The sequence below is a fragment of the Tepidimonas fonticaldi genome (genome assembly GCF_007556755.1).
Lineage (GTDB): Bacteria > Pseudomonadota > Gammaproteobacteria > Burkholderiales > Burkholderiaceae_C > Tepidimonas > Tepidimonas fonticaldi.
The window spans coordinates 12,604-35,663 of sequence record NZ_VJOO01000016.1 but is presented as its reverse complement, the minus strand read 5'-3'; the positions used below and the strand labels follow the sequence as shown (position 1 = coordinate 35,663).

The 23,060-nt window shown below is 66.8% G+C and carries 20 protein-coding genes; 10 read left to right on the top strand and 10 right to left on the bottom strand.

The window, feature by feature from the left end; all coding sequences use genetic code 11:
- Nucleotides 1-105 precede the first annotated feature (105 nt).
- The 3 genes from miaB to Tfont_RS08925 all read right to left on the bottom strand — a co-directional run bounded on the left by miaB (nucleotide 106) and on the right by Tfont_RS08925 (nucleotide 5,895).
- On the bottom strand, nucleotides 106-1,440 hold the full coding sequence (gene miaB, locus Tfont_RS08935) for a tRNA (N6-isopentenyl adenosine(37)-C2)-methylthiotransferase MiaB (protein WP_143969174.1): 1,335 nt from the start codon (nucleotides 1,438-1,440) through the stop codon (nucleotides 106-108).
- Between the two features lie 58 nt (nucleotides 1,441-1,498).
- Nucleotides 1,499-4,243: a cation-translocating P-type ATPase gene (locus Tfont_RS08930; protein WP_143969173.1), complete on the bottom strand. Its 2,745-nt coding sequence runs from the start codon at nucleotides 4,241-4,243 to the stop codon at nucleotides 1,499-1,501.
- A 107-nt stretch (nucleotides 4,244-4,350) separates the two neighbouring features.
- On the bottom strand, nucleotides 4,351-5,895 hold the full coding sequence (locus tag Tfont_RS08925; RefSeq protein ID WP_185974505.1) for a CYTH and CHAD domain-containing protein: 1,545 nt from the start codon (nucleotides 5,893-5,895) through the stop codon (nucleotides 4,351-4,353).
- 49 nt (nucleotides 5,896-5,944) lie between these two features.
- Here Tfont_RS08925 and argB point away from each other — a divergent pair, with 49 nt between their 5' ends.
- From argB to Tfont_RS08880, 9 genes are all read left to right on the top strand, one after another.
- Complete coding sequence (gene argB, locus Tfont_RS08920; protein WP_068608851.1) at nucleotides 5,945-6,847, top strand: acetylglutamate kinase; 903 nt, start codon at nucleotides 5,945-5,947, stop codon at nucleotides 6,845-6,847.
- Between the two features lie 159 nt (nucleotides 6,848-7,006).
- On the top strand, nucleotides 7,007-7,657 hold the full coding sequence (locus Tfont_RS08915) for a TetR/AcrR family transcriptional regulator (RefSeq protein ID WP_143969171.1): 651 nt from the start codon (nucleotides 7,007-7,009) through the stop codon (nucleotides 7,655-7,657).
- A 51-nt stretch (nucleotides 7,658-7,708) separates the two neighbouring features.
- Entirely contained in the window at nucleotides 7,709-9,505 is a 1,797-nt protein-coding gene (locus tag Tfont_RS08910) for an acyl-CoA dehydrogenase C-terminal domain-containing protein (RefSeq protein WP_068608854.1), read from the top strand.
- 26 nt (nucleotides 9,506-9,531) lie between these two features.
- The gene (locus tag Tfont_RS08905) at nucleotides 9,532-9,963 is read left to right on the top strand and encodes a DUF2147 domain-containing protein (RefSeq protein WP_068608856.1); all 432 of its coding nucleotides are present in this window, start codon (nucleotides 9,532-9,534) and stop codon (nucleotides 9,961-9,963) included.
- A 28-nt stretch (nucleotides 9,964-9,991) separates the two neighbouring features.
- Nucleotides 9,992-12,403, top strand: coding sequence for a 3-hydroxyacyl-CoA dehydrogenase/enoyl-CoA hydratase family protein (locus Tfont_RS08900; RefSeq protein WP_143969170.1), 2,412 nt, complete (start codon nucleotides 9,992-9,994; stop codon nucleotides 12,401-12,403).
- Between the two features lie 19 nt (nucleotides 12,404-12,422).
- The gene (locus Tfont_RS08895; RefSeq protein WP_143969169.1) at nucleotides 12,423-13,658 is read left to right on the top strand and encodes an acetyl-CoA C-acyltransferase; all 1,236 of its coding nucleotides are present in this window, start codon (nucleotides 12,423-12,425) and stop codon (nucleotides 13,656-13,658) included.
- Entirely contained in the window at nucleotides 13,658-14,458 is an 801-nt protein-coding gene (locus Tfont_RS08890; RefSeq protein ID WP_143969168.1) for an enoyl-CoA hydratase, read from the top strand. The genes Tfont_RS08895 and Tfont_RS08890 overlap by 1 nt, the downstream gene beginning before the upstream one ends.
- A 123-nt stretch (nucleotides 14,459-14,581) precedes the next feature.
- On the top strand, nucleotides 14,582-15,070 hold the full coding sequence (locus tag Tfont_RS08885) for a thioesterase family protein (RefSeq protein ID WP_143969167.1): 489 nt from the start codon (nucleotides 14,582-14,584) through the stop codon (nucleotides 15,068-15,070).
- 7 nt (nucleotides 15,071-15,077) lie between these two features.
- Nucleotides 15,078-15,824: a glycosyltransferase family 25 protein gene (locus Tfont_RS08880; protein ID WP_143969166.1), complete on the top strand. Its 747-nt coding sequence runs from the start codon at nucleotides 15,078-15,080 to the stop codon at nucleotides 15,822-15,824.
- On the opposite strand, the gene Tfont_RS08875 is transcribed toward Tfont_RS08880, so the two are convergent.
- Genes Tfont_RS08875 through Tfont_RS08860 form a run of 4 tightly spaced genes read right to left on the bottom strand, consistent with a single transcriptional unit; the run spans nucleotide 15,809 to nucleotide 19,373 of the window.
- Nucleotides 15,809-16,813 carry a stealth family protein gene (locus Tfont_RS08875; protein ID WP_143969197.1) on the bottom strand — a complete coding sequence of 335 codons (1,005 nt, stop codon included), beginning with the start codon at nucleotides 16,811-16,813 and terminating at the stop codon, nucleotides 15,809-15,811. The genes Tfont_RS08880 and Tfont_RS08875 overlap by 16 nt on opposite strands.
- Nucleotides 16,806-18,140 (bottom strand): O-antigen ligase family protein, encoded by a 1,335-nt coding sequence (locus Tfont_RS08870; RefSeq protein ID WP_143969165.1) that lies wholly within the window; start codon nucleotides 18,138-18,140, stop codon nucleotides 16,806-16,808. Before Tfont_RS08870 ends, Tfont_RS08875 begins: the two co-directional genes overlap by 8 nt.
- A gap of 24 nt (nucleotides 18,141-18,164) precedes the next feature.
- Nucleotides 18,165-18,407 carry a zinc-finger domain-containing protein gene (locus tag Tfont_RS08865; protein ID WP_143969164.1) on the bottom strand — a complete coding sequence of 81 codons (243 nt, stop codon included), beginning with the start codon at nucleotides 18,405-18,407 and terminating at the stop codon, nucleotides 18,165-18,167.
- A 30-nt stretch (nucleotides 18,408-18,437) separates the two neighbouring features.
- Nucleotides 18,438-19,373 (bottom strand): branched-chain amino acid transaminase, encoded by a 936-nt coding sequence (locus tag Tfont_RS08860; protein ID WP_143969163.1) that lies wholly within the window; start codon nucleotides 19,371-19,373, stop codon nucleotides 18,438-18,440.
- 283 nt (nucleotides 19,374-19,656) lie between these two features.
- Between Tfont_RS08860 and Tfont_RS08855 the strand changes: the two genes are divergently transcribed.
- Nucleotides 19,657-20,403 (top strand): hypothetical protein, encoded by a 747-nt coding sequence (locus Tfont_RS08855; RefSeq protein WP_143969162.1) that lies wholly within the window; start codon nucleotides 19,657-19,659, stop codon nucleotides 20,401-20,403.
- Between the two features lie 40 nt (nucleotides 20,404-20,443).
- Here the strand turns inward: Tfont_RS08855 and Tfont_RS08850 are convergent, their stop codons facing one another.
- The 3 genes from Tfont_RS08850 to Tfont_RS08840 are packed head-to-tail and all read right to left on the bottom strand — an operon-like array spanning nucleotide 20,444 to nucleotide 23,043.
- Nucleotides 20,444-21,559, bottom strand: coding sequence for a protein-glutamate methylesterase/protein-glutamine glutaminase (locus tag Tfont_RS08850; protein ID WP_143969161.1), 1,116 nt, complete (start codon nucleotides 21,557-21,559; stop codon nucleotides 20,444-20,446).
- A gap of 15 nt (nucleotides 21,560-21,574) precedes the next feature.
- Nucleotides 21,575-22,210: a chemoreceptor glutamine deamidase CheD gene (gene cheD / locus Tfont_RS08845; protein WP_143969160.1), complete on the bottom strand. Its 636-nt coding sequence runs from the start codon at nucleotides 22,208-22,210 to the stop codon at nucleotides 21,575-21,577.
- Nucleotides 22,207-23,043 (bottom strand): CheR family methyltransferase, encoded by an 837-nt coding sequence (locus tag Tfont_RS08840; RefSeq protein ID WP_231960259.1) that lies wholly within the window; start codon nucleotides 23,041-23,043, stop codon nucleotides 22,207-22,209. The genes cheD and Tfont_RS08840 overlap by 4 nt, the downstream gene beginning before the upstream one ends.
- Between the last annotated feature and the right edge of the window lie 17 nt (nucleotides 23,044-23,060).

Genomic DNA, 23,060 nt, shown 5'->3' with positions numbered 1-23,060 from the left:
GCGGCAGGGGAGCGCAGCAGACCATCCCCCAGTTGGGGGAGGCAGGGCCCGTGCGGGGGGCGATCGCGCCGTGGACGATGCGGTGTCAGCTGGGGGCCGTTGGCGTCAGGCTGCGACTGCCTCACGCACCACCACCTCCCCGCGCAGCGAGTGCGGCAGCGCCTGCGTGATGCGCACGTCGATCATCTGGCCGATGAGGCGCTGGCCGTGGGGCCCGCCGTCGAAATTGACGATGCGGTTGCAGGCGGTGCGGCCCATCAGTTCCTGTGGGTTCTTCTTCGACGGACCTTCGACCAGGATGCGCTGCACGGTGCCGACGCGGCTGGCGCTGATGCGCGCCACATTCGCTTCCAGCGCCTTCTGCAGGGTCTGCAGGCGGCGCAGCTTGACCTCGTGCGGCGTGTCGTCCGGCAGGTTGGCCGCCGGCGTGCCCGGCCGCGGGCTGAAGATGAAGCTGAAGCTCGCATCGAAACCGACGTCTTCCACCAGCTTCATCAGCCTGGCGAAGTCCTCTTCCGTTTCACCGGGAAAGCCGACGATGAAGTCGCTCGAGAGGCTCAGGTCCGGCCGCACCGCGCGCAGTTTGCGCACCGTGCTCTTGTATTCCATCGCGGTGTAGCCGCGCTTCATCGCCATCAGGATGCGGTCGCTGCCATGCTGCACCGGCAGGTGCAGGTGGCTGACCAGCTGCGGGATGCGCGCGTAGGCCTCGATCAGGCGCGGCGTGAATTCGTTGGGGTGGCTGGTCGTGTAGCGGATGTGCTCGATGCCGGGGATCTCGGCCACGCACTCCAGCAGCAGCGCAAAGTCCTCGCCCTCCTCGCCGCGCCAGGCGTTGACGTTCTGGCCCAGCAGCGTCACCTCCTTGACACCCTGATCGGCCAGACCCGCCACCTCCACCAGCACGTCCTGCAGCGGGCGCGAGACCTCCTCGCCGCGCGTGTACGGCACCACGCAATAGCTGCAGTACTTGCTGCAGCCCTCCATGATGCTGACGAAGGCCGACGCGCCCTCCACCCGCGCGGGGGGGAGGTGGTCGAACTTCTCGATTTCGGGGAAGCTGATATCCACCTGCGGCCGCGCCTGCTGTTGGCGCTGGCGCAGCAGCTCGGGCAGGCGGTGCAGCGTTTGCGGGCCAAACACCACGTCCACGTAGGGCGCACGCTTGATGATTTCCTCGCCCTCTTGGCTGGCCACGCAGCCGCCCACGCCGATGAGCACGCCTTTTTGCTTCAGGTGCTTGACGCGGCCCAGGTCGGAAAAGACCTTTTCCTGGGCTTTTTCCCGCACGGAGCAGGTGTTGAACAGGATCAGGTCGGCCTGATCGGGGTCATCGGTGGGCTCGTAGCCCTCGGCGGCGGCCAGCACGTCGGCCATCTTGGCCGAGTCGTACTCGTTCATCTGGCAGCCGAAGGTGCGGATGTAGACTTTCTTGCTCATGGGGCGTCAGCGGTGCGTGGTGTAGATCCAGGGGCTGGACGGGGAAAAGCCCACTAGTCTAGCGCGTCGCGCGCAGCAGCGCCTTTTCCAGCTCCAGCACCGCCAGCACGGCCACGCCGGCGCCGGCGCTCAGGGCCAGCAACGGCAGGGGCAGGGCCGCGCTGCCAAACCAGCCCTGCATGAAGGGCGCGTAGGTGAACAGCGCCTGCAGCCCGCAGGCGACGGCCACGGCCGCCAGCACCCGGGGGGTGCCGCGCACGCCTGTCCAGGTGAACGACGGCGCCTTGAGGTAGCGCACGCTGAACAGGTAGAAAATCTCCATCGCCACCAGCGTGTTGACCGCCAGCGTTTGCGCCACGTCGGCCGGGTGGCCCGCATCCAGCGCCCAGCGGTAGACGCCAAAGATGCCCACCGCGAACAGCGCGGACACCAGTCCGATGCGCCACAGCACGAAGCGGCTCAAAATGGGTTCGCCCGGTTGGCGGGGCGGGCGGCGCATCACGTCGGCTTCGGTCGGCTCGAAGGCCAGCACCATGGCCAGCGCCACCGAGCTGACCATATTCACCCACAGAATCTGCACGGGCGCGATCGGCAGCGCCAGGCCAAAGAGCACCGCCACCAGCAGCGAGATCGACTCGCCGCCGTTGATCGGCAGCAAGAACGTGATCACCTTGCGCAGGTTGTCGTACACCGTGCGGCCCTCTTCGACCGCGTGGGCGATGGTTGCGAAATGGTCATCGGCCAGCACCATGGCAGCGGCGCGTTTGGCGGCCTCGGTGCCCTTGTGCCCCATGGCGACGCCCACGTCGGCGGCCTTCAGCGCGGGGGCGTCGTTGACGCCGTCCCCGGTCATTGCCACGATGTCGCCGTTGGCCTGCAACGCGCGCACCAGGCGCAGCTTGTGCTCCGGCGCCGCGCGCGCGAACACGTCGGTGGTTTGCACGGCCTCGCGCAGCGCGGCGTCGTCCAGCGCCTCGATCGCCTGCCCGGACAGCGCCGGGGCGCCCGATCCCAGGCCGAGCTGATGCGCGATCGCTCTGGCGGTGACGACATGGTCGCCGGTGATCATCTTGACCCGGATGCCCGCGGCACGGCATTGCGCGACGGCGGCTTTGGCTTCCTCGCGCGGCGGATCGATGATGCCGACCAGCCCGACGAGCACCAGATCCCCGGCCACGGCGTCGTGGGTGAACGGGCGGTGGCTCGGCAGGGTACCGGTGGCGATGGCCAGCACGCGCCGGCCTTGCCGGGCTTGCCGTTCGACCTGATCGGCCCACTCGGCGCGGCGCAGCGGCTGGGGGCGGCCGTGAGCGTCCAGCTCGTGGCTGCACATCGCCAGCAGCCGCTCCGGCGCGCCTTTGACCCAGATGTCGATGCGCGTGGCGGCCCCATCGCCGCGGCGGTGGGCTGTGGCCATGTAGCGGCGCTCGGATTCGAAGGGCAGCACGCCCACGCGCGGGCGCTCCTCAGCCAGTCGGACGGGGTCCAGCCCCGCTTTCATCGCCAGCGTCAGCAGGGCGCCTTCGGTGGGGTCGCCGGACAGCCGCCAGTCGTTGGCGCCGCCTTCGCCCTGAAGGAGTTCGGCGTCGTTGCACAGGGCCGCGCCTTCGGCCAGCGCGAGCAGGGCGGGTGCCTCGCGCCACAGCTCGGCGGGCTGCAGCGGCACGTCGCCGCGCAGCAGCGCCCCCGTCGGCGCATAGCCCACGCCCTCCACATCCACCAGGCCGTCGGCCAGCACCACCTGCTGCACGGTCATTTCGTTGCGGGTGAGGGTGCCGGTCTTGTCGGAGCAGATCACCGTCACGCAGCCCAGCGTTTCCACCGCGGGCAAGCGCCGCACGATGGCCCGCCGCTGCGCCATGCGCTGCACGCCGATGGCCAGCGTGATGGTCATGATGGCCGGCAGCCCTTCCGGGATGGCCGCCACCGCCAGCCCCACGGCCGCCATGAAGGTGTCCAGTGCCGGCAGCCCGCGCACCCACCAGCCGAACACGAACAGCAGCGCGGCGGCGGCCAGCACGACCAGCGTGATCCAGCGGCCCAGTTGGGCCATCTGGCGCACCAGGGGGGTGGTCGTGTCGCCCACGTCCTGCAACAGTCGGCCGATGCGGCCCATTTCGGTGGCCATGGCGGTGGCCACGACGACCCCGCGGCCCTGGCCACGGGTCACCAGCGTGCCCGCGTAGCCCATGCTGCGCCGGTCGCCCAGCATGGCCTCCGTGGGGACGGGGTCGGCGCGCTTGTCCACGGGCACGGACTCACCGGTCAGCGCCGCTTCGTCCACCTGCAGTTCGTGCACCTGCAGCCAGCGCACGTCCGCCGCCAGGCTGTCGCCGGCCGCGGCCTGGACGATGTCGCCCGGGACCAGGTGGGCGGCGTCGATTTCCACCAAATGGCCGTCGCGCCAGACGTGCGCGCGGGGGGCGAGCAGGTTGCGGATGGCGGCCAGGGCGCGTTCGGCCTTGCCTTCCTGAATCAGGCCGATCGTCACATTGAGCACGACCACCGCCACGATGACGACGGCGTCGATGCCGTGCCCGATGGCGACGGTGATGGCGGCGGCGGCGAGCAGCACCCAGATCAACAGGTTGTCGAACTGGCGCGCGACGCGCCGCCACAGCGGCACCGGTGGCGTGTCCGCCAGCCGGTTTTCGCCGTGGCGCTCCAGCCGCGCGGTGGCATCGGCCGCGCTCAGGCCGTGCGCGGTGGTGTGCAGCTGCTGCAAGACCGCGTCGCCCTCGAGGGCGTGCCACGCGGGGGTGGGGCGGCTGTCGTCGGCGCGGGCCGGCTCGGGAGGCGGCATGGTTTTGTCCATGTTGGAGGCGGGGTTATCGTCGGACGCTGACAGGCCGCCGCGAGTTCCTGGCCCGACCGGTGCACAAGGGGCGTCGCCGGATCGGGGTGGCGGCATCAGTCGCCGGTGTGCGCTTCGGCCCGCCGGCCGGCGAGCGCCACCCCGCGCAAAAAGCCGGTCAGGGCCGCATCGGCGCGGTGTTCGGCCAGCAGCTCGGCGGCGCGCTGGGTATCGCGCCAGCGGCCGATGCGGCTTTGCCACGTGCGGGCGTCGCGCTGCCAGCGATGGACGCGCCGGGCGGCTTTGTCGGGCAGGGTGGGCGCGACGGCTTCGGCCCCGTAGCGCAGGCGCTTGGCCAGCAACCGGGCGGCGTGCAGGGCGTCGGTCGTGGTCTGGGCGTCGGCGGGATGGGCCGATTCCCGAAGACTGCGCGCCAGTCGCGCATGCCAGCGGCCCAAGCGCTCGACGGCCCAGCCGGCGGGGGCCTCGACGTGTCCGGGCAACTGCTGCAGCCATGTGGCGCAGGCCAGCAAGGCCTGCGCGGTCGCCGGATCGCTCAATTGCGCACGCAGCGCCCGCCGGGCGGCCCGCACGCTGGCGGTCAGCCGCCGGCTTGCCTGCTGCCAGGCGCGCAGGCGGTCGGGGTGCGCGGTGTCGTCTTCCACGAACAACGGGCCCCAGAGGGGCAGCGTCTCGGTGAGCGCCACGTCCAGGTCGCGCACCGTGCCCAGGCTGGCCAGCAAGGGGCGCAGCGCGTCGTGCGCCGGCGGGGCGGGCAGCCACGGGCGCAGCAGGCGCAGCAGGCTGCGCCAGCGTCGCCAACCCACCCGGGCCTGGTGCACGGCTTCCGGGTCGTCGTGGCGGGCCGCCAGCAGCAGGTTGTCGCACAGCTGCCCCAGGGCATCGCCCAGCGCGGCGCGGGCGACGGCCATCGGGTCGGCGTGGCGCGGCAGATCGAGCGGCCGCGCGACGACGGGTTGATCGAGCGTGCCATCGCCCAGGCGCTGGGCCTGCTCGGCCTTGCTGGTGCGGGCAGGCAGCAGCGGCAGGTCGCTGGCCAGCGCGTCGGCCAGGGCGTGCAGGGCGGCGGGGTCGCCGGCCAGCAGCTCCAGTTCCAGCTCCAGCAGCGGCGCCCGGCCGCCTGACGCGCGGATGTCCCCCGCGTCCAGCGCGACTTCGACGACGCTGCCGTCGCCTCCCCGCACCGTCCAGGTCGTGCGCAGGCAGCGGGTTTCGTGCACCGGCTGCAGGGCGTCGAGCCGTTGCGCCAGATCGGGGGCCGCCGCCAGTGCGGTGGCGAGCAGCGCCGCCCGATCCAGCACCGGCCGCGCCAGCGGCGTGGTCCATTCGCCGCGCACGCTCAAGGCCCCGCTGCCGTGGCCGGCGGTCTTGAGGGTTTGCTCCCAGGTGCGCCTCGCAGGCGTGCCTGGCGTCGGCTGCCCGGTCGGGGACGCCTTTCCCGGCAGTGCCTCGATCCCCCGCATGCGCAAGGCGCAGCGCTGGGTGCGCAGCCAGCCATCCGGGGTGTCGTAATAGCGGTTGACCAGCCGTTGCTGCCGCATGGGGCGTCGGCGCAACAGCGGGTGGCGGCGCAGGCGCTGCAGGGCGTCGTCGGCGCGCACGCCCGGCAGGGCGAACTTGAGTTCGATTTCTTGCGGCACAATGACCTCCGCCAGATACAGAACGCCTATCGTAGCCGCCCCATCCGTCATGAACCATACCCCTCGCGACCTGTCCCACGTGGCCCCGCCGGACCGGGCCGAAATCCTGTCCCAGGCGCTGCCCTACATCCGCCGCTACCACGGCAAGACGATGGTCATCAAGTACGGCGGCAACGCCATGACCGACCCCGAGTTGCAGGCGGCGTTCGCCGAGGACGTGGTGCTGCTCAAGCTGGTCGGCATCAACCCGGTGGTGGTGCACGGCGGCGGCCCGCAGATCGAGACGCTGCTCAAACGCCTGGGCAAGGAGGGCCGCTTCGTGCAGGGCATGCGCGTGACCGATGCCGAGACGATGGAAGTGGTCGAGTGGGTGCTGGCCGGCGAGGTGCAGCAGGACATCGTCGGCCTCATCAACCGCGCCGGCGGCAAGGCGGTCGGCCTGACCGGGCGCGACGGCGCGATGATTCGCGCGCGCAAGCTGCGCATGGTGGACGTCAACGACCCCAACGTCGAGCACGACGTCGGCCAGGTCGGCGATATCGTCTCCATCGACCCCAGCGTCGTGCGCGCGCTGCAGGAGGACCAGTTCATCCCGGTCGTCAGCCCGATCGGCTTTGGCGAGCACAACGAGAGCTACAACATCAACGCCGACGTCGTGGCGGCCAAGCTCGCCACCGTGCTGCAGGCCGAAAAGCTGCTGATGCTGACCAACATCCGCGGCGTGCTGGACAAGGACGGCCAGTTGTTGGCCGAGCTGACGCCGCGGCGCATCGACGAGCTGGTGGCCGACGGCACCATCAGCGGCGGCATGATCCCCAAGATCGCCGGCGCGCTGGATGCGGCCAAGAGCGGCGTCAAGGCGGTGCACATCATCGACGGGCGCGTGCCGCACGCCATCCTGCTGGAGGTGCTGGGCGATCAGCCCTTCGGCACGATGATCCGCTCGCACTGACACGGTCCGCGCTTTGGCGCTCATGCTGGGCGCCAGCGCGATCTACTGGGTTGGCGCCCGGGCAGGTCAAACCCAGGGTTTTCCCTAGGATTTGGGGATTGACAGCACCTCGTCTACCTCTAGAATAGAACGACCGTTCGTTTTATTTTGGAGGCTTGCATGGCCGACATCGACGCCGCCCACCCGGCGGCCCGCGCCCGCGGCCGCAGCGCCGAGCGCGCCCCGCACAAGGGGCAGCAGACCAAAGCCGCCATCATCGATGCGGCGCTCGGGCTGGCCTCGCACGTCGGGCTGGAGGGTCTGAGCATCGGCGCCATCGCCGAGCTGATGGGCATGAGCAAGTCCGGCGTCTTCGCGCACTTCGGCTCGCGCGAGGAGCTGCAGATCGCCGTCGTGCGCGAGTACCACGCGCGCTTCGAGCGCGATGTGTTCCACCCGGCACTGGCTGCGCCCCGCGGGCTGCCGCGGCTGCGCGCGTTGTTCGACCATTGGATGCGCCAGACGTCGCTGGAGATCGACTCCGGCTGCATCTACATCAGCGGCGCGGTGGAGTTCGACGACCGCCCCGGCCCCGTGCGCGATGCGCTCGTGGACACGGTCAACACCTGGCAGTCGGCCGTGCGGCGCGCCATCCGCATCGCCATCGACGAAGGCCACCTGCGCGCCGACGCCGACCCCGCGCAGATCGCCTTCGAAATCCACGGCCTGATCCTTGCGCTGCATTACGAGGCGCGCTTTCTGCGCAGCCCGGCCGGGCTGCACCATGCCCGCACCGGTTTCGACAACATTCTGGCGCGCTACCAGCCCTGAGCGCCAGCCCCTTCAACCCCCCACCGTTCACCCGCGTCCAAGGAGACCACCATGCCCCAGTACACCCCGCCCCTGCGCGACATGCAGTTCATGCTGCACGAAGTCTTTCACGTCGTCGACGAGCTCAAAGTCTGCCCGCCGCATGCCGAGGTGGATGCCGACACCATCAACGCCGTGCTGGAGGAGGGGGGCAAGTTTGCCGCCGAGGTGACTTTCCCGCTCAACATCAGCGGTGACGCCGAGGGCTGCCGTCTCGACAAGACCACCCACACCGTCACCACGCCGCAGGGCTTCAAGGCCGCGTACGAGCAGTATGTGGCCGGCGGCTGGCCCGCGCTGTCGTGCGACCCGGCCTATGGCGGCCAGGGGCTGCCCTTCGTGGTCAACCAGTGCTTCTACGAGATGCTCAACAGCGCCAACCAGGCGTGGACCATGTACCCCGGGTTGAGCCACGGTGCGTACGAATGCCTGCACGCCCACGGCACCGAGGCGCAGAAGGCGCTGTTCCTGCCCAAGCTGACCAGCGGCGAGTGGACCGGCACCATGTGCCTGACCGAGCCGCACTGCGGCACCGACCTGGGCCTGCTGCGCACCAAGGCCGAGCCGCAGCCCGACGGCACCTACAAACTCACCGGGCAGAAGATCTTCATCTCCGCCGGCGAGCACGACCTGGCCGCCAACATCGTGCACCTGGTGCTGGCCCGCCTGCCCGACGCCCCGGCCGGCAGCAAGGGGATCAGCCTGTTCCTGGTGCCCAAGTTCCTGGTCAACCCCGACGGCAGCCTGGGCGAGCGCAACGCCATCTACTGCGGCGGCCTGGAGCACAAGATGGGCATCCACGGCAACGCCACCTGTCAGATGATCCTGGACGGCGCGGTCGGTACGCTGGTGGGCCAGCCCAACAAGGGCCTGCAGGCCATGTTCGTGATGATGAACGCGGCCCGCCTGGGCGTGGGTAACCAGTCGGTGGGCCTGACCGAAGTGGCGTTCCAGAATGCGCTGGCTTACGCCAAAGACCGCATCCAGATGCGCAGCCTGTCGGGCCCGAAGGCCAAGGACAAGCCCGCCGACCCCATCATCGTGCACCCGGACGTGCGCAAGATGCTGCTGACGGCCAAGGCCTACGCCGAGGGCGGGCGGGCCCTGTTGATCTACTGCGCGCTGCTGCTGGACAAGGAACTGCACCACCCCGACGAGAAGGTGCGCAAGGACAGCGCCGATCTGCTGGCCCTGCTGACGCCGATCGCCAAAGCGTTCCTCACCGACAACGGCTTCGAGGCGACCAACCACTGCCTGCAGGTCTTCGGCGGCCACGGCTACATCAAGGAATGGGGCATGGAGCAGTATGTGCGCGATGCCCGCATCAACATGATCTACGAGGGCACCAACACCGTGCAGAGCCTGGACCTGCTGGGCCGCAAGGTGCTGGCCAACAACGGCGCCACGCTCAAGAAGTTCGGCAAGCTGGTCGCCGCGCTGGTGGAGGAAGAAGGCGTCAACGAAAAGATGGCCGAGTTCATCAACCCGCTGGCGTACCTGGGTGAGCAGATGACCAAGTTCACCACCGAGATCGGCTTCAAGGCGCTGCAAAACCCCGACGAGGCCGGTGCTGCCGCCGTGCCCTACCTGCGCGTGGCGGGCCACCTGGTGTTTGGCTACTTCTTTGCGCGCATGGCCTCGGTGGCGCTCAAGGCGATTGCCGCCGGCAGCACCGACCCCTTCTACACCGCCAAGCTGCAGACGGCGCGCTTTTACTTCGCGCGCCTGTTCCCGGAGACCGCGACGCTGATGCGTCTGGCCCGCTCCGGCAGCGCGGCGCTCATGGACACCGACGCGGCACTGGCCTGATCGCCCACGCGCAGAGGAGACGACCCATGCGGTACCGCATCGCTGCCCTGTTGCTGGCCCTGGCCGCCCCGGCCTGGGCCAACCCCACCCCCGTCGGCCGTTGGCACACCATCGACGATGACACGAAGGAAGTCAAAAGCGAGGTCGTCATCACCGAGCAGGACGGCGTGCTGACCGGGCGCGTCGAGAAGCTGTTGCGCAAGGGCGCCGACCCCAACCGCCGCTGCACCGCCTGCACCGACGACCGCAAGGACCAGCCCATCGTCGGGCTGGAGATCATCCGCGGCGTGCGGCAGGTGCCGGGCAAGGCGGTCTGGGAGGGCGGCACCATCCTCGACCCCGAAAACGGCAAGACCTACAACGTGCGCCTGACCCCCGTGGAGGGCGGCGCCAAGCTGGAGGTGCGCGGCTCCATCCTGTTCATCGGCCGCACGCAGACCTGGGTGCGCGCGAACTGACGCGCCCCGCCCATTGCAAGGATTCATCATGTCCCGATTCACCGTCAAACGCGTCGCCGTGCTCGGCGCCGGCGTCATGGGGGCGCAGATCGCCGCGCACCTGGTCAACGTCAAGGTGCCGGTGGTGCTGTTCGACTTGGCCAAAGACGGCGCCGACAAGAGCGCCATCGCCCGCCAGGCGATCGCCAACCTCAAAAAAATGAAGCCCAGCCCGCTCGGCGTGGCCGACGACGCCGACCTGATCCGGCCGGCCAACTACGACGAGCACTTGGCCTTGTTGGGCGAGTGCGACCTCGTCATCGAGGCCATTGCCGAGCGCATGGACTGGAAGCACCAGCTCTACGCTCGCATCGCGCCGCACCTCGCCGCGCATGCCATCCTGGCCACCAACACCTCGGGCTTGCCGATCTGCCAGTTGGCCGAGCCGCTGACGACCGAACTGCGGCCGCGCTTTTGCGGCATCCACTTCTTCAACCCGCCGCGCTACATGCCGCTGGTGGAGCTGATCGCCGCGCCCGAGACGCGCGCCGACGTGCTCGATGCGCTGGAGGGGTTCGTCACCACGACGCTGGGCAAGAACGTCGTGCGCGCCAAGGACACGCCCAACTTCGTCGCCAACCGCATCGGCATCGCCGGCATGCTCTCGACGATGATCGAGGCCGAGCGGCACGGCCTGACGTTCGACGTCGTCGATGACCTGACCGGCAAGCGGCTCGGGCGCGCCTCCAGCGGCACCTTCCGCACCGCCGACGTGGTGGGGCTGGACACGCTGGCGCACGTCATCCGCACGATGCAGACCCAGCTCAGCCCCGAGACCGACCCGTTCTACCCGACGTTCGAGACGCCCAAGGTGCTGCAGGCGCTGCTCGACAAGGGCCACCTGGGGCAGAAGACCAAGGCGGGCTTTTACAAGAAGGTCGGGCGCGACGTGCTGCGCTTCGACCTGGCCAGCGGCGACTACGTGCCCGCCGGCGCCAAGGCCGACGAGGTCTATGGCCGCATGCTCAAAAAACCCGCGCCCGAGCGCCTGAAGCTGCTGCGTCACGCCGAGGGGCCGCAGGGGCGCTTTTTGTGGGCGATCCTGCGCAACGGCTTTCACTACGCGGCGCTGCACCTGCAGGCGATCGCCGAGACGGCGCGCGACGTCGATCAGGCCATGCGCTGGGGCTTTGGCATGCAGCAGGGCCCGTTCGAGCTGTGGCAGCAGGCCGGCTGGCTGGAGGTGGCGCGCATGGTGCAGGAAGACATCGACGCCGGACGCGCGCTGTGCTCGGCGCCGCTGCCGGCCTGGGTGTTCGAGGGCCCGGTGGCCGAGCGCGGCGGCGTGCACCAGCCGGAAGGCTCGTGGAACCCGGCCACCGGCCGCTTCGAGCCGCCGCGCACGTTGCCGGTGCACGCGCGCCAGCTCTACCGCGAGCGCGTCTTCGGCGAAGGCGGGCCGGACTGGCGCACCGATGGCGCCACGGTCTATGAGGATGACGCGATCCGCCTGTGGACGCTGCCGCGCGCCGGGCTGGACGACGTGCTGATCGCCAGCCTCAAGACCAAGATGCACGCCATCAGCCCGGCGGTGGTGGAAGGGCTGGACCGCGCGGTGGAGGAGGCCGAGGCGCGCTTCGCGGGCCTGGTGGTGTGGTCGGGCGACGAGCCGTTTTCGGTCGGGGCCGACCTGCAGGCCACGCTGCCGGCGTTTGCCGCGATGGGCGTGCAGGCCATCGAATCCGTGGAGGCGGAAATGCAGCGCGTCATGCTGCGCCTGCGCTACGCCCAGGTGCCCACGGTGGCGGCGGTACGCGGCATGGCGCTGGGCGGCGGCTGCGAGTTGGCCGTGCACTGCGCGCGGCGCGTGGCGCACATGGAAAGCTACATGGGTTTGGTGGAAGTGGGCGTGGGCCTGATCCCCGGCGCCGGGGGACTGACCTACCTCGCCCGCCGCGCCGCGGAAAACGCCCGTGCCAGCACCGGCACCGACCTGCTGCCGTTCCTGACCGAGGGCTTCAAGGCCGCGGCGATGGCCACGGTGGGCACCAGTGCGCTGGAAAGCCGCAAGCTCGGCTACCTGCTGGACAGCGACGTCATCGTGCCGCACCGTGACGAGCTGCTGTTCGTCGCCGTGCGCGAGGCACAGGCCCTGGCCACGGGCGGCTACCGGCCGCCGCTGCAGCGCCGCTTCCCCGTGGCGGGTCGCAGCGGCAAGGCCACCATCCTGGGCTCGCTGGTCAATATGCGCGACGGCGGTTTCATCACCGCGTACGACTTCCACATCGCCAGCCGCATCGCCCATGTGGTCACGGGCGGCGATGTCGAGGCCGGCACGCTGGTGTCCGAGGACTATCTGATGAAGCTGGAGCGCGAGGCATTCTGCGCCCTCATCGTCCAACCCAAGACGCAGGCCCGCATCATGGCCTTGCTCGACAGCGGCAAGCCCCTGCGCAACTGAACCCGCGGAGACACCCGACATGAAAACCCGACAAGACGCCTACATCGTCGCGGCCACCCGCACACCGATCGGCAAGTCCCACAAGGGCTATTTCCGCCACACCCGACCGGACGACCTGCTGGCGCACGTGTTGCGCGCCGCCGTGGCGCAGGTGCCCTCGCTCGACCCGGCCGCCATCGAAGACGTGATCTGCGGCTGCGCCATCCCCGAGGCGCAGCAGGGCTTGAACGTCGCGCGCATCGGCGCGGTGCTGGCCGGTCTGCCCAAGAGCGTGGGCGGCATCACCGTCAACCGTTTCTGCGCCTCCGGTCTGTCGGCGGTGCAGATGGCCGCCGACCGCATCCGCGTCGGCGAGGCCGACGTGATGATTGCCGCCGGCGTGGAGAGCATGAGCATGGTGCCGATGATGGGCAACACGCCCAGCCTCTCCCCGGCGATCTTTGCCAACACCGACGATGTGGACGACTACGGCATCGCCTACGGCATGGGGCTGACCGCCGAGAAGGTGGCGCAGCAGTGGAAGGTGTCGCGCCAGGCGCAGGACGAATTTGCGCTGCAGTCGCACCAGCGCGCCATCCGCGCGCAGCAGGCCGGCGAGTTCCGCGACGAGATCACGCCGGTGGAGGTGGAAGAGCGCACGCTGGACCTGGACCGGGGCGAAGTCGGCATCCAGCGCCGCACCGTCGATCTGGACGAGGGCCCGCGTGCCGACACCACCCTGGAAGCCCTGGCCAAGCTGCGCCCGGTGTTCGCCACGCCACGCCGCGCCGACCTCACGCCCACCGGGCTGGGCAGCGTCACGGCGGGCAACAGCTCGCAGACCTCGGATGGCGCCGGCGCCCTGATCCTGGCCAGCGAGGACGCCATCAAGCGCTTTGGCCTGCAGCCGCTGGCGCGCTTTGTCAGTTACGCCAGCCGTGGGGTGCCGCCGCACATCATGGGCATCGGCCCGATCGAAGCCATCCCCGCCGCGCTCAAGGCCGCCGGCCTCAAGCAAGACGACCTGGACTGGATTGAGCTCAACGAAGCGTTCGCCGCGCAGTCGCTGGCGGTGATGAACCAGCTTGGCCTGGATCCCGCCAAGGTCAACCCGATGGGCGGCGCCATCGCGCTGGGCCACCCGCTGGGGGCCACCGGTGCCATCCGCTCGGCCACCGTTGTGCACGCGCTGCGCCGCCACCAGCTGCGCTACGGCATGGTGACCATGTGCGTCGGCATGGGGCAAGGTGCGGCCGGCATCTTCGAGCGGGTATGATGCCCGTGACGACTGGAGGCGACACCGTGACCACAACCCAGGATATCCTGCAGCACACCGAGGGCGGCGTGCTGACGCTGACCCTCAACCGCCCGCAACGCAAAAACGCGCTGACCAGTGCGATGTACGCCACCCTGGCCGAGGCGCTCGAGCGAGGTGCCGACGACACCTCGGTGCGGGTGGTCGTCATCCAGGGCCAGGAGGCCATGTTCAGCGCCGGCAACGATATCGAGGAGTTCCTCCACCAGCCGCCGGCGGGCACCGACAGCCCCGTGTTTCGGTTTCTGCGCTCGATTGCAACCTTCCCCAAGCCCCTCCTGGCGGCGGTGTGTGGCCCCGCCGTGGGCATCGGCACGACGATGCTGTTCCACTGCGACCTGGTCTACGCCGGGGACAACGCGGCGTTTTCCATGCCGTTCGTCAACCTGGGCCTGTGCGCCGAAGGCGCCTCCAGCCTGATCGCGCCGCAGATGTTCGGCTACCACCGCGCCGCCGAGGCGCTGCTGCTGGGCGAGCCGATCTACGCCGAAGCGGCGCTGGAGGTGGGCCTGGTCAACAAAGTATTGCCACCCCATGAGACCAACGGCTACACCCAGCAGATGGCGCGCAAGCTGGCCGCCAAACCGCTGACGTCGCTGGTCGAGACCAAGCGCCTGATGAAAGGCGCGCAGCAAGACGCGGTCCTGCAGCGTATGGCCGAGGAAGGGACGATCTTTGGCCGCATGCTGCGCGAGCCGGCTGCGAAAGAGGCGTTTGCCGCCTTTTTGGAAAAGCGCACCCCCGACTTCAGCCGCCTTTGAGCGGCGGCGCGCAGGCCGACATTTCGTTGGCCGGGATAACTCTGGGGCCACTGTCCACGACCGTCGTGGACGGCGGCCTTTACCCAGGTGCCCGATAATCGTTTCCCGAAAGGTGGCCCCACGATGACACGTGACGCTTCCCCTGACCCTGCGATCGCCTTCGAGCCCGAGTTCATCGCCGGCGTGCGGGAAATTTTTGAAGACAAAATCGTCTTCAACCGGGTGCTCGGCCTGCGGATCACCGACATCGCGCCGCACCAAGTGCGCGCACGCATCGACATGCGTCCCGAGCTGGTTGGGCATTATGCTTACCACCGCGTCCACGGCGGCGTTATCAGCGCCGGCCTGGACGCGATGGGGGGGCTGGCGGTGATGGCCGCCATCGGCGCACGCCACATGGACGAGCCGCCGGCGCAACGGCTGCATCGTTTCGCCAAGCTGGGTACCATCGACCTGCGCATCGACTACCTGCGCCCCGGCATCGGCGCCACGTTCGAGCTGCAAGCGGAAACGCTGCGCTTGGGCTCGCGTGTCGCTTCCACACGCATGTCTTTTTCTGGGGCCGATGGAAAGTTGCTGGCGACGGGGGCGGGGGTTTATATTGTGTCTTGATTGAGCAATGATTCCTATCGTCTATATTAACCTTGACCGCGATGTCGATCGCCGTCGACATTTGGAGCACCAGCTGGAGCGGTTCGGTCTGTCCGCGCACCGCATCCGGGGTGTGCTGTGGAGTGAGCTGACACCTCAGGAGCAATCTAAATTCTATTCGAGCGAGGTCAATCAAAGAAAGTTCTACCGGCCACTCTCGGATGGCGAGAAAGGTTGCTACGTCAGTCATTTGTATGCAGCCCGGCATGCCATCGAGGCATCCTACGACCGCATGTTGATACTCGAAGACGATGTTATTCTGAAGGACGGCTTACCAGCGGTTTTGAAAGCAATCGAAAGATTGCCAGTCGAAGGCTGGGATATTATCAAGTTGTACAATCGGCAAAAGGAGCGTCCCCGTCTGCGTCGGCCGTTAAGTGACCTCGAAGGATACGAGCTTTGCACGTACAAGCGTGTTCCGAGCTGGTCGAATGCTTATGTTGTAAGCCAAGCCGGCGCGCGTAAAGTATACAAAAACTTCGTTCCATTTGGACGTCCCATTGATGTGGATAAGCGCTATTGGTGGGAGTTTGATCTGCGAATTTTTGGTATCTTCCCCTCGGTGGTCGAAAAGGCGCCGCTGTCCAAGAACAGCTCGATTTGGGCAAACGGTCGTTCCCGGCGCACGTGGAAACAACAACGGAAGCGTTGGTACCTGCAGCTGGTGCATGCCATCCAAAATGCGTGGATGGTACGAGGTCAGGAATTACCGTGAGTTGACCGGAGGATACTCTCGAGTGCTTGTGGTAGGGATGCGGCAAACTTACGAAACAGGTGTGATTTGATAAGCTGACGATCAGTGGCGGTAAAAAGATCCAGACTCTGGATGCATCCGAATTTGATATCTTCGCAATCGAGCAGTTGCAGCTGTCGCTGGAGATCGCTGCTTGGTTTTAGATAGAATTGAGGTGGGTCCGGTAAAAGAATGGCGCGGTTGTAAAGGCGATCAAGCAAATGGGCTAGCGCGATCGCATGAAATTGCTCTGGATGACGGAAGCGATGCACGAGCTGTTGTTCCAGTAGCATCGGGTGTTGTGAAAAAAACTGTTCGAAAGTCGACTTGCGAAGGGCGCGTGGCGTATGGCCAACACGAATGAATATTGGGCTGCCAATAAGTTGCGCGGATTTTGCTTGTTTATAAAGGTAGCTCACCTGGCTGGGTTGGTGTAATAATCGCTGTGTTGTGCGTTTCAGCTTGTGTTTAACCAGCGTTGGGATGGTTGACTGCTGTTTTCCATAGATCACCGGCTGTCCAGCGCGAAAAAAATCGTTTACGGTGACGGGGGCATTTAAAAAAAAGTCGTCGTTAAAGTATATGAAATGCTCGCTGAGGTCGTTTATGCGATACAACAATGTTTCGATTGTTGTCGAGTTGAATGAGGGTAGATAGTTCTCGTAACCGCGAAAGATTTCTTGGTGATCGATCACACGGATTTGTGTGTTTGGTGCGGCGGCAGCAATGGCATTCAGGTGTTTGGGGTGCTGGTTGTCAGTTACGATAAAGATATTTTGAATAAATGGTGCGTAGTGCAATATTGAAATCAAACAATAATAAATTTCGCCGTCATCGGCAAAGCGTGTTGGAATGATCGCGTTGGGAGCGTCGGCTCCGCTACGTGGTTGCCAAAGGGCGCGTTTTTTTTGGTGGTCCGGGTCGTTGCCATTCACCCACGTGATGACAGCGTCAATGGGGTTGCTAGGCATGCTTGACGAGCCTTGTTTGGTTGTTTTGTGGTCGAACGCCAAAAACCAAGCATAACCATAAAATGGTCATATACAGGTACATCATGTTGCCGTTGTTGTGAGCGAAAAAGGTCTGGGTCAGGCCGAAGCCAACATAACATAAGACGGTAACGGTACCACAAAGAGCCGCGTAGCGTATGACGAGGGCGTCTGGATCGGTACAGTGTGTGCGCTGTGCACGCCACAGGCGCAGGCTGTACCACAGTGGTGTCCCAAGCAGTAGACAGTACGAGACGACGCCCACCAAGCCTGCTTTAGCCCAAAGGTCAAGGACGTCGCTGTGCGCGTGACGAAACCTCAACACAGTTGAGGGTGCTTCATTGGTGCTTACCAGCTCGGCTTTTCGTTTTTCATAACCCTGTTGTCCCCAGCCCAATAGGGGCTGTTCGTAGCCTAGGCGCCAGGCCAATTTCCAATGAGCCAGCCGATGACCCAGGGACGTGTCGGTATTGTTGTCGTGGTAAAGTTGGAGGTCTCGTAAGCCCTCGCTGATTCGGTTGGTGATCGGCTGCCACATAAGCACTGTAATGGCGCCGCTAACGAGGACGATGAAAATGGGGCCAAGCGCGCGGTAAGTCCCGGTACCACGAGGTCCGGCATCGGCGTGGCGAGGGCGCAACGTGGCCCAAAGGTACACGAGCACGGCGAGCGCCGTGATCCACCATGCGCTGCGGGTGCCTGACAAGAATATCGCCGCACTTCCGCCGATCATCCCTAAGAAGCCCCACAGAGTTCTGAAGGTGCGGCCTCGAAAGTAGTGCAGACCGACCGCAGACCAGAGCGAAAGCAGCAGAGCTAAATTGCCAAACTGAATGGCATTGGTATGGCCATTGGCGCGCTCGTAACCCAGTATATGAACCTGGGTTATCGCTGTAGCCCCAGCCAGTATCGCGCCGACCGTGCATCCGTACCATGCCAGCTGTGGCGGCGGTCGAAATGTTAGCAACGCAACAGCGGCCAAGGGCGACAGTGCGTATTTGAGTAAGCGTTCGTAGCCCTCGACATGGTTCCAGCCGACGTTATCGATACGAAAAAACCAAACGCAAACCATCCACCACGCCGCCAACAGAAAGTGGAGTACGGCTGCGGGGATCGTGGTGCGGGATCGTGAGATGTAGTCAGGTAAGCCGAGGAGGCCGGCCAACAGAAGGCACAATATACCCAAAGAATAGCCTGAAGGAAGCGCCAAACTCAATGCCGGCGTTGCAAACACCCCGGTGCTGACCAGTGCCTGCGCGATGCGCTCGCGGCCCACCACGTCCGAGGCGCGCCTATCCTTGAGGAGCATTGGGAGGGGGCGGCAGGTTCGATGTCACCTCTTGGGCGAGGCGCACGATGAGGCGCGCTCTGCCGAGGCCGCCGCGTGGAGCCGGTACACCGTCCCACAATACGGACACTGCGCCTGCCCGGTGTGGCTCAGGTCCAGAAAGACGCGTGGGTGGCTGTTCCACAGTTCCATGCCGGCTTTAGGATGCGGGCAGTGGATGCGGCCGTGGGCGTTGAGGTCGGCTGCAGCGAGCTCGACCACGGCGGGGGCTTGGGTGGTGGCGGTCATGGCGTTGCTCGTGTTGGGCAGACAAATGGCTCAGACCAACGTCAGCCAGTGCGCGTACTTCGGGTTGCGGCCGTTGACGATGTCGAAGAACGCGTTCTGGATGCGTTCGGTGATCGGGCCGCGCTGGCCCGCGCCGATGGTCACCCGGTCCAGTTCGCGGATCGGGGTGACTTCGGCGGCGGTGCCGGTGAAGAACGCCTCGTCGGCGATGTAGACCTCGTCGCGGGTGATGCGCTTCTGCACCACTTCCAGGCCCAGGTCCTTGGCGATGTGCAGCACGGTGTTGCGCGTGATCCCGTTGAGCGCGCCGGCCGACAGGTCCGGGGTGTAGACGACGCCGTTCTTGACGATGAAGAGGTTTTCGCCAGCACCTTCGGAGACGAAGCCGGCCGGGTCCAGCAGCAGCGCCTCGTCGTAGCCGTCGTCGGTGGCTTCCATGTTGGCCAGGATGGAGTTGGTGTAGTTGGACACCGTCTTGGCCTGCGTCATCGTGATGTTGACGTGGTGGCGCGTGTAGCTGGAGGTCTTGACGCGGATGCCGCGCTTCATCCCTTCCTCGCCGAGGTAGGCGCCCCACGCCCAGGCCGCCACCATCAGGTGCACGCGGTTGCCCTTCGGGCTGACGCCGAGCTTTTCCGACCCGATCCAGGTCAGCGGGCGGATGTAGCCGCTTTCCAGCCCGTTGGCGCGGATGACGGCGCGCTGCGCCTCGTTGACCTCCTCCACGCTGAAGGGGATCTTCATGCGCAGGATCTTGGCGCTGTTGAACAGGCGCTCGGTGTGCTCCTGCAACCGGAAGATCGCCGTGCCCCGCTCGGTCCTGTAGGCGCGCACGCCCTCGAAGGCGCCGCAGCCGTAGTGCAGCGTGTGCGTCAGCACGTGCACCTTGGCGTCGCGCCAGTCGACGAGTTCGCCGTCCATCCAGATCTTGCCGTCGCGGTCGTGCAGCGGGAGGGGTGTCGCCATCGGGGGTCCTTTGGGTTGGGGGCGCCTGTCTGGGGCTGGGCCGGAGCGGGCGCGCCGGGGTCAGAGTCATTGTCATTTTACGTGGCTTGCGCCCCGCGGCGTCCTGCCGCGCGGGCCGAACCGCCGGGTTCGGGGGCCATACGCGCGCCCCGTCATGGCGGGGCGTGGGGCGATCGTTTGAAAAACGGTCCATTTGCCCCTAAAGTCGAGCTCAAGTTGGTCGATAACACGGATGAACGCAGGGATTGTGACCCTTGCGTGCAGACGAGTTGGGGGTTGCGCCATGTTGACCATTTCATCGATTGCCGTGGCACCGGCGCCGCAATCGACGCCGACCGTGCGGGCTCAGCCGGTGACCCCGGCGCGGCCCAGCAATGCCGTGGCCCGTGACAATGCGGCCGGCGCCGTCGTGGCGCCGCAAGGCGAGGCCGCGCGTGCGCAGGCGCTGGCCGCCCCTCCCGTGTTGGCGCCCGTCTCCCCGGCGCAGGAGGGGCAGCGGGCCGATGGGTTTGCGAATGGCGCGGCGCCGGAGCGCTCCGGACTGCCGCTGCCGGCGGCGGGCCGCGACGATCCCCGCGCCGCCGATGCGCAGGCCATGGCCGACCAGGAGGCGGCCCAGGCCCGGGCGGCCGAGCGGGACAAACGGGCGCGGGAGGCCCATAATGCCGACGCCCAACGCCGTGCCGAGGCGCAGTCACGCCCAGGGCGACCCGGCGATGCCGCCGGGCGTTCGGGGCAGAAGGACTTCCCCGAGGTCAAAAACCCCGCTCAAGAGGCGATGGACGTCCAGATCAAGGATCTGTTGCCCAACATGTGGAAGGCCAGCCGCGCGGCGGTGGACCTGATGATTGGCGAGGAGGCTGTCCAGGCCGCGCAAGAGCGCGCGCAACGGTTGGAGGAGTTACAAAACCGACTGAACACCCGGCCGCTGGCCAACCTGCCGCCCAACGATGCGGCGCAGAACTATGGCGTGGCCGCGGACACCGGCAACCGACCGGCGCCGGGCGGGCAAATCGACCAGCTGGCCTGAGCGGCCAACTGGCCTGAGCGCGGCCGGTCGGGCGTCGTCTTCAGATGCGGTGCCGCACGCCCGAGGCGGCCACGCGCTCCATGATGGCCCGTGCGATCTGCTTCAAGGGCAGGACGTCGTGTACTGCCCCTACCTGGATGGCCATTTTCGGCATACCGAATACGATGCAGCTTGCTTCGTCTTGGGCGATGTTATAAGCCCCGGCGTCGCGCATTTCCTTCATCGCCTGGGCGCCGTCGCCGCCCATGCCGGTCAGCATCACCCCAATAGCATTGGGCCCCAGGACCCGCGCGCAGGAGCGAAACAGCACCTCCACCGACGGTTTGTGGCGGTTGACCGGCGGTGAGTCATCCACCACCGCGATGTAGTTGGCGCCACTGCGCGCGATCGAGAACTGACGCCCGCCCGGGGCGATGTAGGCATGACCGGGCAGGATGCGCTCGCCATCGCGCGCCTCGGCCACCCGGATGCGGCACAGCGAATCCAGCCGCGCGGCGAAACTGGCGGTAAAGCCCGGCGGCATGTGCTGGGTGATGACCACCGCCGGGGCGTCGGACGGCAGCTCGACCAGAATCTCTTTGATCGCCTCGGTGCCGCCGGTGGAGGCGCCGATGCAGATGACCTTCTCGGTCGACAGCCGCAGCAGCCCGGTGCCCGAGGCGACTCCGGTTGGGGTGCTGGAGGCCGCGGCCGCTGGGTTCGATGGCGCGGCGGCCGGGGCGGCGACGGGGGCAGCGGTCAGGCGCCGCACATGCGCCTTGGCGGCGATGCGGATTTTGTCGACGATGTCGTCGGCCAGCTCCTGCAGCCCGGCGCTCACACCGATGCGCGGCTTGGCGACGAAGTCGACCGCGCCCAGCTCCAGGGCCTTGAGCGTCGTCTCCGCGCCCTGCTCGGTCAGCGTCGAGACCATCACCACCGGGGTGGGGCGCAGCCGCATCAGGCGCGAGAGGAACTCCAGCCCATCCATCTTGGGCATTTCGACGTCCAGCGTGATGACGTCCGGGTTGCGCTCGCGGATGATTTCGCGCGCTTGCAGCGGGTCGGCGGCCGCGCCGACGCAGGTCATGTCCGGTTGTTGATTGATGATCTGGGTCAACAGACTGCGCACCAGCGCCGAGTCGTCGACCACCACCACCTTGATCTTGGGGGTCATGCCAAATACGGAATATCAGAACAGGTCCACGGTTCCACCGGCATTCGATTGCGCCAGCCGGGTCGCCGTGCCCTGGCGTTCCTGGGTCTCCAGGGTCTCGGGGTGCGCATGGGCGAGTCGTTTTACCATGGCCTTGCCCGTGACGGGAAAAAACACCACTTTGCGCGGGTAGATGTCCATCACGTCCTTGGACACCACCGGAATGCGTTCGGTGGCCAGATAGTCCAGCACGAACTGGGTGTTGCGCTCGCCCACATTCATGCTCGTCATGCCCGAGATGACCGCCCCCCCGCCAAACACCTTGGCCTGCATGTACTCGCGTGTGGAGCCGCGCTTGATCAGTTCGTTGATCAGCAGTTCCATGGCGTAGGAGCCATACCGGCCCGAGGTATCGGCCCCACCCTCGGGCAGCATGAAGTGGTTCATGCCGCCGATGCGCAGCCGCGAATCCCAAATGCAGGCCGCGATGCATGAGCCCAGCACCGTCATGATGAGCAAATCCTCGTCGCTGACGAAAAACTCGCCGGGCAGCACCTTGACCGCCGCGTACTTGAAGTGCTGATCGAAAAAGAAGAACGACGCCTCCCCCGGTTTGCGCGGGTGCGCCTTGAGCTGCTGCACATGCGTGGGGGTGCGCACCAAGGACGTCATAATTTTTCGTAGATGGTCTTGCCGCGCAGCCGGAACAGGTCGCGCGCGTCGCTGAAGTTCTCGGCATGCCCGACGAACAGGGTGCCGTGGGGGCGCAGCAGCCGGTGCAGGCGCGCGAGCACCTGCCGCTGTGTCGTGTGGTCGAAATAGATCATGACGTTGCGGCAGAAGATCACGTCGAACTCCTCTCGCAGGGGCCACGCCTCATCGACCAGGTTGAGCGTGAAGAACTGCAGGTGCTTTTGCAGCTCCGGCTTGACGCGGGCCAGGCCCTCGTTGGCGCCTTTGCCGCGCAAGAAATACTTGCGCAACTGCTCGGGGGTGACGGCGCGCAACTGCTCCAGCTTGTACACGCCGCGCTGGGCAGTCTGCAGCACCCGGGTGTCGATGTCGCTGGCCCAGATTCGGAAGGCCCCCTGCAGGCCCAGCACGTCCGCCATCGTGATGGCGATGGAGTAGGGCTCCTCCCCCGTAGAGGCGGCGCTGCACCAGATTTTCCATTCGCGCTGGGCCGCCGATTCCCGGACCAGGCGGGCCAGTTCCACGAAATGGTGGTTCTCCCGAAAAAACGAAGTCAGGTTGGTGGTCAGCGCGTTGACGAATTCCTGCCACTCGGCGGCATCGCGGCTGGACTCCAGCCAGTCCAGGTAGGCCCGGAAGCTGTCGTGTCCCGTCTCCCGCAAGCGGCGCGAGATGCGGCTGTACACCATGGCCTGCTTGCCCTCGTGCAGGCTGATGCCGGCATGCCGGTAGATGAGCTGCCGGATGCGGTCGAAATCCGCCACCGTCCACGCGAATTCGCGGGATTGCAGGGTGGCGGTGTCGTCGCGCATCATCGCAAGGGGCGTGG